This window comes from Acidovorax sp. HMWF018 (genome assembly GCF_003061035.1).
Taxonomy (GTDB): Bacteria; Pseudomonadota; Gammaproteobacteria; order Burkholderiales; family Burkholderiaceae_C; genus Acidovorax; species Acidovorax delafieldii.
This window is the reverse complement of the sequence record NZ_QAIM01000397.1, coordinates 29,370-41,251: the sequence shown is the minus strand read 5'-3', so window position 1 is coordinate 41,251 and position 11,882 is coordinate 29,370. Positions and strand designations below refer to the sequence as shown.

The 11,882-nt window shown below is 65.4% G+C and carries 12 protein-coding genes; 7 read left to right on the top strand and 5 right to left on the bottom strand.

Annotation, left to right across the window (positions count from 1 at the left end):
• Positions 1 to 432, bottom strand: a 432-nt coding sequence (locus tag DBR23_RS30795; RefSeq protein WP_233250490.1) for a sensor histidine kinase N-terminal domain-containing protein, incomplete at its 3' end; no start/stop codon positions are given.
• 178 nt (positions 433 to 610) lie between these two features.
• Positions 611 to 1,327: a response regulator transcription factor gene (locus DBR23_RS15970; RefSeq protein ID WP_056058426.1), complete on the bottom strand. Its 717-nt coding sequence runs from the start codon at positions 1,325 to 1,327 to the stop codon at positions 611 to 613.
• A gap of 175 nt (positions 1,328 to 1,502) precedes the next feature.
• On the opposite strand from DBR23_RS15970, the gene DBR23_RS15965 reads away from it, so the two are divergent.
• The 7 genes from DBR23_RS15965 to DBR23_RS15935 all read left to right on the top strand — a co-directional run bounded on the left by DBR23_RS15965 (position 1,503) and on the right by DBR23_RS15935 (position 8,676).
• Positions 1,503 to 2,753: an ABC transporter substrate-binding protein gene (locus tag DBR23_RS15965; RefSeq protein WP_056058428.1), complete on the top strand. Its 1,251-nt coding sequence runs from the start codon at positions 1,503 to 1,505 to the stop codon at positions 2,751 to 2,753.
• Between the two features lie 125 nt (positions 2,754 to 2,878).
• Positions 2,879 to 3,997, top strand: a complete 1,119-nt coding sequence (locus tag DBR23_RS15960; protein ID WP_108498895.1) for a carbohydrate porin — start codon at positions 2,879 to 2,881, stop codon at positions 3,995 to 3,997.
• Positions 3,998 to 4,197: 200 nt separating this feature from the next.
• The gene (locus DBR23_RS15955; RefSeq protein WP_015012611.1) at positions 4,198 to 5,076 is read left to right on the top strand and encodes a carbohydrate ABC transporter permease; all 879 of its coding nucleotides are present in this window, start codon (positions 4,198 to 4,200) and stop codon (positions 5,074 to 5,076) included.
• Positions 5,066 to 5,935: a carbohydrate ABC transporter permease gene (locus DBR23_RS15950; RefSeq protein ID WP_056744049.1), complete on the top strand. Its 870-nt coding sequence runs from the start codon at positions 5,066 to 5,068 to the stop codon at positions 5,933 to 5,935. Before DBR23_RS15955 ends, DBR23_RS15950 begins: the two co-directional genes overlap by 11 nt.
• Positions 5,936 to 5,938: 3 nt before the next feature.
• Positions 5,939 to 7,000: an ABC transporter ATP-binding protein gene (locus DBR23_RS15945; RefSeq protein ID WP_056744052.1), complete on the top strand. Its 1,062-nt coding sequence runs from the start codon at positions 5,939 to 5,941 to the stop codon at positions 6,998 to 7,000.
• Between the two features lie 273 nt (positions 7,001 to 7,273).
• A complete protein-coding gene (gene glk / locus DBR23_RS15940) occupies positions 7,274 to 8,251 on the top strand; it encodes a glucokinase (RefSeq protein WP_056744054.1) in 978 nt (325 codons plus the stop codon).
• Entirely contained in the window at positions 8,248 to 8,676 is a 429-nt protein-coding gene (locus DBR23_RS15935) for a VOC family protein (protein ID WP_108498894.1), read from the top strand. The genes glk and DBR23_RS15935 overlap by 4 nt, the downstream gene beginning before the upstream one ends.
• Positions 8,677 to 8,762: 86 nt before the next feature.
• Here DBR23_RS15935 and DBR23_RS15930 read toward each other — a convergent pair whose 3' ends face one another.
• Genes DBR23_RS15930 through DBR23_RS15920 form a run of 3 tightly spaced genes read right to left on the bottom strand, consistent with a single transcriptional unit; the run spans position 8,763 to position 11,875 of the window.
• On the bottom strand, positions 8,763 to 9,767 hold the full coding sequence (locus DBR23_RS15930) for a transketolase family protein (RefSeq protein WP_108498893.1): 1,005 nt from the start codon (positions 9,765 to 9,767) through the stop codon (positions 8,763 to 8,765).
• Complete coding sequence (locus tag DBR23_RS15925; RefSeq protein ID WP_108498892.1) at positions 9,764 to 10,618, bottom strand: transketolase; 855 nt, start codon at positions 10,616 to 10,618, stop codon at positions 9,764 to 9,766. Before DBR23_RS15925 ends, DBR23_RS15930 begins: the two co-directional genes overlap by 4 nt.
• Before the next feature lie 36 nt (positions 10,619 to 10,654).
• Positions 10,655 to 11,875: a TRAP transporter large permease gene (locus tag DBR23_RS15920; protein ID WP_369882124.1), complete on the bottom strand. Its 1,221-nt coding sequence runs from the start codon at positions 11,873 to 11,875 to the stop codon at positions 10,655 to 10,657.
• Positions 11,876 to 11,882 lie beyond the last annotated feature (7 nt).

Below are 11,882 nucleotides of genomic sequence, written 5' to 3'. Positions count from 1 at the left end.
GGTGGAGGCGGTGCCATAGTCCACGTCCAGCAAGGCCACGCGCACCGGTTTGTCGTCCACCCGCGCCTGGTACAAAAACGCCTCGCCCACCGCCACATCAACCTGAGCGGGCGGTGCTGGCAGCTGCGCGTTGCCCAGCAAAAAGCGGCCGGGCGGGGACGACACCATGTAGGTGATGCGGTCGGCCGGGTCCTGCTCCAGGATGTCCTGCGCGGCCTTCGGAAAGTCCACCAGCAGCCCGTCGCCAATCGGCTTGATCTGCCGCGCCAGAGCCCGCACCGACTGGGTCAGCGTCTGGTCAATGCCCTTCTCGCCGTTCTGCAGCGCAATGCGCCACGCCAGAAACCCGCCCGATAGCCACAGCACCAGCTGCGGCAGCAGCAGCCACAGCAGCAGCTTGCGTTGAAGAGAGACCCCATGAACGTGGCGCATGTCAGCGAACCCCACTGCGGGAGGTGGTGAAAGCCCGCAACGCGTGACACTGGCGCGGCCGGGGCGCGGGATGCCGAGCAAGGGCCGCCCCGCAGCGAGGGCATCGTCCCCCTGCCCGCGCAGCGCAGCGAAGCGAGAGCGGGGGGAAGGCGCGCAGCGACTCAGGGGGGTGTGCCATCTACGGCTTGTTCAGCATGTACCCCAGCCCCCGGATATTGCGGATCACCAGGTTGGACTGGTCGAGCTTCTTGCGCAGGCGGTGCACATACACCTCCAGTGCATTGGAGTTCAGCGGGGCGGCGGTCTGGCCGGGCTCGGGCGGGCTGGCGCGCCAGGCGGCCAGCACGTCGTCGCGGGTGACGACTTCGCCACAGCGGTGGGCCAGCAGCTCCAGCAGCTCCCACTCGCGCTGGGTCAGCTCCAGCAGGTCGCCATTCAGGGCCGCGGCATGGCTGGCGTGGTCCAGCACCAGCGGGCCGATGGTCGTGCTGGCAACGCCGGCCGCGCTGCTGGCCTGGGTGAAGGCGGGCTGGCGCGCGCGGCGCAGCATGGCCTGCAGGCGGGCCTGCAGCTCCTGCATGTTGAAGGGCTTGGTGATGTAGTCGTCGGCCCCGGCGTTCAGGCCCAGCACGCGGTCGTCGACGCCGTCGCGGGCGGTGAGGATCAGCACCGGCAGGCCGGCGATGTGCGCGCGGGCCCAGGTCAGCAGCTCCATGCCGTCGGCGCCGGGCAGGCCCAGGTCCAGGATGATGCCGTCCACCGCCTGCGTCTGCAAAAGCGCCATGGCCTGCGCCACGCTGCTGGCGGTGCAGACGCTGTAATCGAGTTGCTTGAGCTGGCCGGTGAGAGCGTCGAGCAGGAGGGCGTCGTCTTCGACAATCAGTATCGTGGCCATGGATTGAGCATAACAAAGGCCCCCGCAACGGCCCCGCTGTGGGGCCGCTGCGACTCTCAGGGAAAGCCCTGAGAATTAAATTAATTATTGTAATTAAAGTACCGACTGCGCTGAACGGCACCGGTATCACGGCGCAGCAACGGATTCTGGAAAACAACGTCGAGGAGACAAGGGTATGTGGAAGATGACAAAGATCGCCGCACTGGCGGTGGGCCTGGCGGCCGCGATGTCTGCCAGCGCAGGCGAGGTCGAGGTCCTGCACTACTGGACATCGGGCGGCGAGGCCAAGTCGGCTGCCGAGCTCAAGAAGATCATGCAGTCCAAGGGCCACACCTGGCGCGACTTTGCTGTGGCCGGTGGTGGTGGCGACAGCGCCATGACGGTGCTCAAGAGCCGCGTGATCTCGGGCAACCCGCCCTCGGCCGCCCAGGTCAAGGGCCCGGCCATCCAGGAATGGGCGTCCGAAGGCGTACTGGCCAATGTCGATGCCCTGGCCAAGACCGAGAAGTGGGACGATGTGCTGCCCAAGGTGGTCGCCGACGTGATGAAGTACAAGGGCAGCTACGTGGCCGCCCCCGTCAACGTGCACCGCGTGAACTGGCTGTGGGCCAGCTCCGATGCGCTCAAGAAGGCGGGCGTGGCCAGCATGCCCAAGACCTGGGACGAGTTCTTTGCCGCCGCCGACAAGCTCAAGGCCGCAGGCCTGGTCCCCGTGGCGCATGGCGGCCAGAACTGGCAGGACTTCACGACCTTTGAATCCGTGGTGCTGGGCGTGGGCGGTGCCAAGTTCTACCAGGACGCGCTGGTCAAGCTGGACGACAAGGCCATCAACAGCGACACCATGAAGAAGTCGCTGGAGACCTTCCGCCGCATCAAGACCTACACCGACCCCGGCGCTCCCGGCCGCGACTGGAACCTGGCCACGGCCATGCTCATCCAGGGCAAGGCGGGCTTCCAGCTGATGGGCGACTGGGCCAAGGGCGAGTTCATCGCGGCCAACAAGGCGCCGGGCAAGGACTTCCAGTGCGCAGCGGCACCGGGCACGGCCAATGCGTTCACCTTCAACGTGGACTCGTTCATCCTGTTCAAGCTCAAGGACGCAGCAGCACAAAAGGCGCAGAGCGACCTGGCCAGCTCCATCATGAGCCCAGAGTTCCAGGAGGTGTTCAACCTCAACAAGGGCTCGATCCCTGTGCGCACCGGACAGAAGATGGACAAGTTTGACGACTGCGCCAAGCTGTCCAGCAAAGACTTTGCCGACACTGCCAAGAGCGGTGGCCTGGTGCCCAGCGTGGCCCATGGCATGGCGATTGCGCCTGCCACCGAAGGGGCGATCAAGGATGTCGTCAGCCAGTTCTGGAACGACGACAAGGTGAGCGTCGCCGACGCCATGAAGAAGATCGCGGCCGCCGCGAAGACCAAGTAAGCCGTGTACGACACACGTACCTACACGCACTAAAAAACCAACCCCAGAGGGATCCCATCATGAAGACAAGAAACCGCCTCACGGCGGTGGCTTTGGCCGCCGCATGCGCGAATGGCGCCTTTGCTATGGACGTAGCAGGCTTTGAGTTCAACGGCTACTCCCGCGGTGGCCCGGTGTTCAACCACTCCGACGGCGTCAAGGGCAACCTGACGCTGGGCGGCGAGCTGCAAAAGTACCGCCTGGGTAACGAAGGTGACAACGGCATCGAAGTCAACTTTGCCAAGGGCTTCGAGGCCGGTGGCATCAACTGGAAGGTGAACTACATGCCCGCCAAGTGGGGCAGTGGCGACATCAGCACCGCACAGGCGTTTGTGGAAATGAGCGGCTTCTCCTTCTCGCCCGAAGCCAAGTTCTGGGTCGGCCAGCGCCGCCTGCGGATCCAGGACGTGCACATCGTCGACAACTTCCTGCTGAACTACGGCGACAACATCGGTGCCGGTGTGACCGACGTGCCCGTGGGTGGCATGAAGCTGGGCGTGGGCGTGTTCTCCGGCGACAAGTTTGACGGCGGCCTGCCCAACAACGTGAAGGCACACCGCATCAACGCCGACCTGTCTGACATCAACACCAACCCCGGCGGCAAGCTGCGGGTGCTGCTGACGGCTGTGGGGGGCAAGAACCAGGTGGGCGGCGGCTCGGGCTCCGGCATTTCGTTGATGCACACGCAGAAGGAGTTCCTGCTGCCCAGCATCACCAACACGCTGTACCTGCAGACATCGCGCGGCCATGCCCGCATCGACGGGCAGTTTGAAGCCATCGAGGGCACCAGCGCAGGCAAGCGCGCCACCCGCATCGCCGACTCCATCAACTGGCAAAGCGGCCCGTTTGGCGGCCAGGCCCTCATTGGCTACCAGACCAACAAGGCTGACCTGACCGGCGTGGAGACCAAGGACTTCTCGCTGGGCGGCCGTGGCTCGTACGCGTTCACCAAGAACTTCAAGGGCCTGGTGGAACTGTCCACCACTACCCGCAAGGGCAGTGGTCCGGACCAGCGCCTGTCCAAGGTCACGCTGGCGGGGGCCCTGGCACTGAATGAAGACTTCTGGTCGCGTCCCGAGCTGCGTCTGTATGTGACCAAGGCCAACTGGAACCAGGCGGCGGCGGTGGCCAACGCAGGCACCTTTGGCGCCAATGGCAAGACCTCGCGCACGCTGGTGGGCGTGCAGTACGAGGTGTGGTGGTAAGAGTGTGAGTAGCGAGTTAGTTTGAGGTAAACACTTTGTTCATTGGGGGGTGCTCTGAGCGCATCCCCCTTTTTTCATGTGACACAAAGTGGATGTGTGAATGAGTGAAACGGTGGTTGAGTGATTGATCGAGATACCGCGTACAGCGCCTACCGCGCACGCAGCGTGTGCCGTGCGTACGCAAGAGAGATTCGCAAGCAATGAAGAATTCCTTTGAAACCTGGCTGCCCAGGCTGGTGGTGACCCCGGCGTTTGTGCTGGGTTTTGCCTTCATCTATGGCCTCATGGTGTGGAACGGCGTGCTCAGCCTCACCGCATCGCGCATGCTGCCCAACTACGAATGGGCGGGCCTGGCGCAGTACGAGCGCCTGTGGGAGATGGACCGCTGGTGGGTGGCCCTGAAGAACCTGGGCATTTTTGGCGTGGGCTATGTGGGTGGCTCTCTGGTGATTGGTGTGGTGCTGGCCGTGCTGCTGGACCAGAAGATCCGCGCCGAGGGCGCGCTGCGCACCATTTACCTGTACCCCATGGCGCTGTCGTTCGTGGTGACCGGCACGGCCTGGAAGTGGCTGCTCAACCCCGGCCTGGGCATCGAAAAAATGGTGCGCGACTGGGGCTTCACGAACTTTGAATTTGGCTGGCTGGTGGACACCGAGATGGCCATCTACTGCGTGGTCATCGCCGGCATCTGGCAGAGCGCCGGTTTTGCCATGGCGCTGTTCCTCGCCGGGCTGCGCGGCATTGACGACAGCATCATCAAGGCCGCGCAGGTCGATGGCGCCTCGCTGCCGCGCATCTACTGGCGCATCGTGCTGCCTGCGCTGCGGCCGGTGTTTTTCTCCACGCTCATGGTGCTGTCGCACCTGGCCATCAAGAGCTTTGACCTGGTGATGGCGCTGACGGCCGGCGGCCCCGGCTTTGCTACCGATGTGCCCGCCACCTTCATGTACACCATGTCGTTCTCGCGCGGCCAGATCGGGCTGGGCGCGGCCAGTGCCACCATGATGCTGGCCACCGTGGCGGCTCTGGTGATTCCTTACCTTTACAGCGAACTGCGGAGCAAACCCCATGACCGCTAAGCCCTCTGTGTTTCCGTCCGTGGGCCGCCTGCTGGTCTATGGCGTGCTGGCCCTGGCCACCGCGTTCTTTCTGCTGCCGCTGTACGCCATGCTGGTCACCTCGTTCAAGGACGCCGAGGAGATCCGTAGCACCTCGCTGCTGGCACTGCCCGCGGCGCTGAATTGGTCGGCCTGGGGCACGGCCTGGCAGAGCGCCTGCACGGGCGTGGACTGCAACGGACTGCGCCCGTTCTTCTGGAACTCGGTGGCCATGGCCGTGCCGGCCGTGCTGATCTCCACCGTGTGGGGCGCGCTCAACGGCTATGTGCTGAGCCTGTGGAAGTTTCGCGGCAGCGACACCTTGTTTGGCCTGCTGCTGTTTGGCGTGTTCATGCCCTTCCAGGTCGTGCTGCTGCCCATGAGCCAGGTGCTGGGCTGGCTGGGGCTGTCCAGTTCCATCACCGGGCTGGTGCTGGTGCACTGCCTGGCCGGGCTGGCGGGTACCACGCTGTTCTTTCGCAACTACTACGCGGCCATCCCCAAGGAGCTGGTGAACGCCGCACGCATGGACGGCGCCAGTTTCTGGCAGATCTTCTGGCGCATCGTGCTGCCGCTGTCCACGCCCATCGTCATGGTCACGCTGATCTGGCAGTTCACCAACATCTGGAACGACTTCTTGTTCGGCGTGGTGTTCTCGGGCACCGAGTCCAAGCCCATCACCGTGGGTCTGAACAACCTGGCCAACACCAGCAGCAGCGTGAAGGCCTACAACGTGGACATGGCGGCCGCCATCATCGCGGGCCTGCCCACGATGGTGATCTATGTGCTGGCGGGTAAATTTTTTGTGCGCGGGCTGACGGCCGGCGCGGTGAAGGGATAAATCATGGCGTCATCACTCGACATTGCAGGCATCAACAAGCGCTTTGGCAAGGGCGACAAGAGCGTGGAAGTGCTGCGCAAGGTGGACATCCACGTCGCGCCCGGCGAGTTCCTCATTCTGGTCGGCCCCTCGGGCTGCGGCAAGTCCACGCTGCTCAACATCATTGCGGGGCTCGATGAACCCACTGAGGGCGAGATCCGCATTGGCGGCAAGAACGTGGTGGGCATGCCCCCGCGCGACCGCGACATCGCCATGGTGTTCCAGAGCTATGCGCTGTACCCCACGCTGAGCGTGGCCGACAACATCGGCTTTGCGCTGGAGATGCGCAAGATGCCCAAGGCCGAGCGCCAAAAGCGCATCGATGAAGTCGCTGCCATGCTGCAGATCAGCCACCTGCTGGACCGCCGGCCCAGCCAGCTCTCGGGCGGTCAGCGCCAGCGTGTGGCCATGGGGCGGGCACTGGCGCGCCAGCCGCAACTGTTCCTGTTCGACGAGCCGCTGTCCAACCTGGACGCCAAGCTGCGCGTGGAGATGCGCGCCGAAATCAAGCGCCTGCACCAGGCCAGCGGCATCACCAGCGTGTACGTCACACACGACCAGGTCGAGGCCATGACGCTGGGCTCGCGCATCGCGGTGATGAAGGGCGGTGTGGTGCAGCAGCTGGGCACGCCGGACGACATCTACAACCGCCCGGCCAACACCTATGTGGCCACCTTCATCGGCTCGCCCACCATGAACCTGCTGCGCGGTGCGGCCACGGGCGGGCAGTTTGGCATTCAGGGCGCAGCGCTGAACCTGGCGGCCCCCGCCAGTGCCAACGAGGTGCTGCTGGGCGTGCGCCCCGAGCACCTGGTGATGCAGGAGACGGCCCCGTGGCGCGGCCGCGTCAGCGTGGTGGAGCCCACGGGCCCCGACACCTATGTGATGGTGGACACGGCCGCAGGCAGCGTCACGCTGCGCACCGACGCCCAGACCCGCGTGCAGCCCGGCGACGCCGTGGGCCTGGCGGTAGAGCCCGCCAACGCCCACTGGTTTGACGCCAGCAGCGAGAATCGGCTGGCGTGAGCCGCGCGGCGCAAGTGCCGCCGGATCGTTGCATGTAGTGTGCTGTCCCGCAAATAGCTGCACATGAAATCGCGTCCTCACCCCCAGGGCGGCGTTGCAAATCCTCGCGATAGCTACGGCTATCACTGCGGTTTGCGCCTTGCTCTGGGCGCGATGTCATCGATTTCATTTCGTGCAGCTATTTGTGGGACAGCACACTGGTTGCTATTGAAATAATAGCTGTTAGCGCATGTTCTACTAGCGCTAGCAGCTGTTTTTGCTTAAAAACACCGCATGACACCCCTGCGCCTGCTGGCCGACATTGGCGGCACCAACATTCGCCTGGCCTGGCAAGACCAGCCCGATGGCCCCCTGCACGACACCCGTGTGCTGCCCTGCGCACAGTTCCCCACGGTGGACGCCGCACTGGCGGCCTACCTGGCCGAAGTGAACATCGCCACCCCGCGCGAGGCGGCGTTTGGCATCGCCAACCCGGTCACGGGAGACGCCATCCGCATGACCAACCACAGCTGGAGCTTCTCGCAGCGCGCCGTGCGCGAGGCGTTTGGTTTTGAGCGGCTTGTGGTCATCAACGACTTCACCGCACTCGCGCTGGCGCTGCCCCTGCTCACGCCCGAGCAGCTGCGCCCCGTGGGCGGCGGTGTGGCCGTGCCGGGCGCTGCGATTGCGCTGCTGGGCCCGGGCACGGGCCTGGGCGTGTCGGGCCTGGTGTTTCCGCCCGGCTCGAGCCTGGGGGTGCCGCTGTCCGGCGAGGGCGGCCATGTCACGCTGGCCGCGCAGACCCAGCGCGAGTTCGATGTGCTGGGCATTCTGCAAGAGCGCTACGGCCACGTGTCGGCCGAACGCGCCGTGTGTGGCGCCGGGCTGGTGGACCTGTACCACGCGCTGCGCCGGCTGGCCCAGCGCGGTGGCAAGGAAGTCAGCTCCGCCGCGCAGGTGACCGAGCTGGCACTGCAGGCCAACGACCCGCTGGCGCTGGAGGCGCTGGAGCTGTTCTGCGGCTTTCTGGGCAGTGTGGCGGGCAACCTGGCGCTCACGCTGGGTGCGCGCGGTGGCGTGTACCTGGGCGGCGGCATGGTGCCGCGACTGGGCACGTGGTTTGACCAGTCCCCGTTCCGCGCACGGTTTGAATCCAAAGGGCGCTTCCAGTCCTATCTGGCGACCATTCCCTGCTGGGTCATCGACCCCAGCGCCACGCCCGCGCTGTTTGGCGCATCGCGCGCGCTGGACATTGCGGGCTCGGACGCATGAGCAGCAACAGCGCACCACCGCCCATGCTCCGCCCCACAGGTGTGCACCATGTGGCCATCATCGCCAGCGACTACGCCCGCTCCCGCCGCTTCTACACCGAGGTGCTGGGCTTGCAGGTGGTGCACGAGCACTACCGCGCCGAGCGGCAGTCGTACAAGCTGGACCTGCAACTGCCCGATGGCACGCAGGTGGAGCTGTTTTCCTTTCCTGAACCGCCTGCACGCCCGTCCTACCCCGAGGCCTGTGGCCTGCGCCACCTGGCCCTGCGCGTGGCCGACATGGCGGCCAGTGTCGCTGCCCTGGCGGCACATGGCGTGGCCGTGGAGCCGGTGCGCACGGACCCGTTCACCGGGGCGCTGTTCACCTTTTTTGCCGACCCGGACGGGTTGCCGATCGAGCTGGTGGAAGAGGGCAGGGCGCGGTAACCTGCACATCGCTGCAACGCCACAGCAACACGGAGTGGCCATTGCGCTGGCGCAGAGAGTGCGGACCTGCCCCCCTGGATACGGCCCTATTTCAACCACGCCTTGACGCGCGCCGACAACGCCTCGGTGCTAATGCCGTAGCGGTCGTGCAGCGTGGGCAGGGCCCCCGCATCCAGGTAGGCATCGGGCAGCCCCGCCAGGCGGAACCGCGCGGGCTGTACGCCGTTCTGCAGCAGCGCGCTGGCCACAGCCTCGCCCAGGCCGCCAACCATCGAATGGTTCTCGGCCACCACCACCAGGCGCGGCTTGCGCTGCACCTCGGCCAGGATGGTTGCGGTGTCCAGGGGCTTGATGGTGGGGCAGTGCAGCACGCCCACGCCGATGTTGTCGGCCTGCAGCGCCTTGGCCACCTCTAGCGCGCGCATGGTCAGGAAGCCGCTGGAAATGATGAGCACCTCGTCGCCATCCATCAGGCGCTTTGCTTTGCCCAGTTCGAACTGGTAGTCGTATTCGTCCAGCACCAGCGGCACATTGCCGCGCAGCAGGCGCATGTAGACGGGGCCGTTGTGCGCCGCCATTTGCGGCACGGCCTGCTCGATGTCGAGCGCATCGCAGGGGTCGATGATGGTCAGGCCCGGGATGCCGCGCATCATGGCCAGGTCTTCGGTGGCCTGGTGGCTGGGGCCATAGCCGGTGGTCAGGCCGGGCAGCGCGCAGCACATCTTCACGTTCAGATTTTCTTCGGCAATCACCTGGTGGATGAAGTCGTACGCGCGGCGCGTGCCAAACACGGCGTAGGTGGTGGCGAAGGGAATCAGCCCTTCCTTGGCCATGCCGCCTGCCGCACCCATCAGCAGCTGTTCGGCCATGCCCATCTGGTAGAAGCGCTCGGGGTAGGCCTGTGCGAACAGGTGCAGGTCGGTGTACTTGGCCAGGTCGGCGGTCATACCCACGATCTCGGGGCGGGTGGCGGCCAGTTCGACCAAGGCCTTGCCAAACGGTGCGGCCTTGACGCGCTGCCCCTCGCCCGCGATGGAGGCGATCATGGCGGAGGTGGTCAGGCGCGTTTTTTTCTCGGCAACGGTGTTCATGCGGCGGCTCCTTCGGGGGCGTTCTGGTCGAGGATGGCGAGGGCCTGCTGCCACTCGGGCGGATCGACGCGGATGAAATGGTTTTTGTCGCGCGTCTCCAGGAAGGGAACGCCCTTGCCCATGAGCGTGTTGAACAGGATCACGCGCGGCTTGGGCTCTGTCAGATTTCGCGCGGTGTCAAAGGCCGCCAGCACGGCAGCCAGGTCGTTGCCATCGACACGCTGCACATGCCAGCCAAAGGCCAGCCATTTGTCGGCCAGGGGCTCGAAGCCCAGCACCTGGCTGCTGGGACCGTCTGCCTGCTGGTTGTTGATGTCCACCAGGCAGATCAGGTTGTCGAGCTGGTGGTGGGCCGCCGACATGGCGGCCTCCCAGGTAGAGCCTTCGTCCAGCTCGCCGTCGCTCATGGAGTTGTAGACGAACGCGGGATTCTTTTTCTGCTTCAGGCCCAGCGCCATGCCCACACCGATCACCAGGCCCTGGCCCAGAGAGCCGCCCGAGATTTCCATGCCCGGTGTGTACGTGGCCATACCGCTCATGGGCAGGCGGCTGTCGTCGCTGCCGTAGGTTTCGAGTTCCTCCTGCGGAATCACGCCGGCTTCGATCAGCGCCGCGTAGTGGGCGATGGCGTAGTGCCCGTGCGAGAGCAGAAAGCGGTCGCGGCCCTCCCAGGTGGGGTCTTGGGGTTGCAGGTTCAGCGCGTGGCCGTAGGCCACGGCCAGCACGTCGGCCCAGCCCAGGGCCTGGCCGATGTAGCCCTGGCCCTGAACCTCACCCATGCGAACGGCGTAGCGGCGGATGCGATGGGCGCACCGGGCCAGCGCCTGCAGTTTGTCTGCGGCGGAAGTCATGGAGTTCTCCTGTGTGAAAGCGGGGAAGAAAAGCGGTCAGCGAAGGATCGAGGCCGGCACGTAAGACACCAGAGCCAGCACCAGGAAGGCCACAAAGTAGAACGGCCCCAGCTCGCGCACCGTCTGGCCCACCTTGACCTTGGCCAGTGCGCTGGTGATGAACAGCGTGGTGCCCACCGGCGGGGTGTAGAGGCCCACAGCCAGGTTCACCACCATCATGATTCCCAGCTGCACCGGGTCCATGCCAATGCTTTCGGCCAGGGGCAGGAACACCGGGGTCAGCAGCAACACGGCGGCGGGCAGGTCGATGAACATGCCGATGAACAGCATCAGCAGGTTCATGATCAGAATCACGATCCAGCCCTGGCTCACGTTCTGCTGGATCCAGTGGGCCACACCCGTGGGCATCTGGTCATAGGTCAGCAGCCAGCCGATGGCGGCAGAGGCCATGATCACCAGCAGCACCACGCCGGTCGCCAGGCCCGCATGCACCACGGCATCGTTCAGCCGCTTGAGCGACAGGTCGCGGTACACCACCACCGACACCGCAGCGGCGTACAACGTGGACAAAACGGCCACCTCGGTGGGTGTGGCAATGCCAAAGCGCAGGAACAACACGATCAGAACCGGCAGCAGCAACGCGGGCGACGAGTACAGCAGGTGCACGCGGAATTCACTCCAGTTGATGGGGGTGGTGTCGCGTGGGAAGTTGCGGCGCTTGCCGACCCACCAGCACATGAACATGAAGCCCACGCACATCAGGATGCCAGGCAGGATGCCTGCGACAAACAGTGCCGCGATGGAGGCATTGGCCGTCAGCGCGAACAGGATCATCGGGATCGAGGGCGGGATCAGGATGTCGATGGTGGCCGCTGCAGCCAGCGTGGCGGCAGAAAAAGCGGGCGGATAGCCCAGGCGCTTGTGCCAGGGAATCAGCAGCGAGCCGATGGCCGAGGCATCGGCCACGGCCGAACCCGACACCCCGCCGAACAGCGTGGACGACAGCACGCCCACCTGCGCGGGCCCGCCGTGAAAGCGGCCGATCAGCGTGCTGAGCACGCCCACCAGCGCAGCCCCCAGGCGGCCGCCCATCATGAGCGAGCCGGTGAGCATGAAGAACGGGATCGCGATCAGCGGAAAGCTCTGCACCTGCGCCACCATCTGCTGCACCAGCAGGTCGAGCGGCACGCGGTCGGAGGTGGCGGCGGCCGCCATGGCCGCGACCAGCAGCGCATGGGCAATGGGCATGGCCAGCACGGCCGCA

What these genes read in the sequence shown, in the direction of transcription:
- DBR23_RS15935 (WP_108498894.1), top strand. Translation starts at nt 8,248, where the DNA reads ATGAGCAGCAACAGCGCACCACCGCCCATGCTCCGCCCCACAGGTGTG.
- DBR23_RS15960 (WP_108498895.1), top strand. Translation starts at nt 2,879, where the DNA reads ATGGACGTAGCAGGCTTTGAGTTCAACGGCTACTCCCGCGGTGGCCCG.
- DBR23_RS15945 (WP_056744052.1), top strand. Translation starts at nt 5,939, where the DNA reads ATGGCGTCATCACTCGACATTGCAGGCATCAACAAGCGCTTTGGCAAG.
- DBR23_RS15970 (WP_056058426.1), bottom strand. Translation starts at nt 1,327, where the DNA reads ATGGCCACGATACTGATTGTCGAAGACGACGCCCTCCTGCTCGACGCT.
- DBR23_RS15950 (WP_056744049.1), top strand. Translation starts at nt 5,066, where the DNA reads ATGACCGCTAAGCCCTCTGTGTTTCCGTCCGTGGGCCGCCTGCTGGTC.
- DBR23_RS15930 (WP_108498893.1), bottom strand. Translation starts at nt 9,767, where the DNA reads ATGAACACCGTTGCCGAGAAAAAAACGCGCCTGACCACCTCCGCCATG.
- DBR23_RS15965 (WP_056058428.1), top strand. Translation starts at nt 1,503, where the DNA reads ATGTGGAAGATGACAAAGATCGCCGCACTGGCGGTGGGCCTGGCGGCC.
- DBR23_RS15955 (WP_015012611.1), top strand. Translation starts at nt 4,198, where the DNA reads ATGAAGAATTCCTTTGAAACCTGGCTGCCCAGGCTGGTGGTGACCCCG.
- DBR23_RS15925 (WP_108498892.1), bottom strand. Translation starts at nt 10,618, where the DNA reads ATGACTTCCGCCGCAGACAAACTGCAGGCGCTGGCCCGGTGCGCCCAT.
- glk (WP_056744054.1), top strand. Translation starts at nt 7,274, where the DNA reads ATGACACCCCTGCGCCTGCTGGCCGACATTGGCGGCACCAACATTCGC.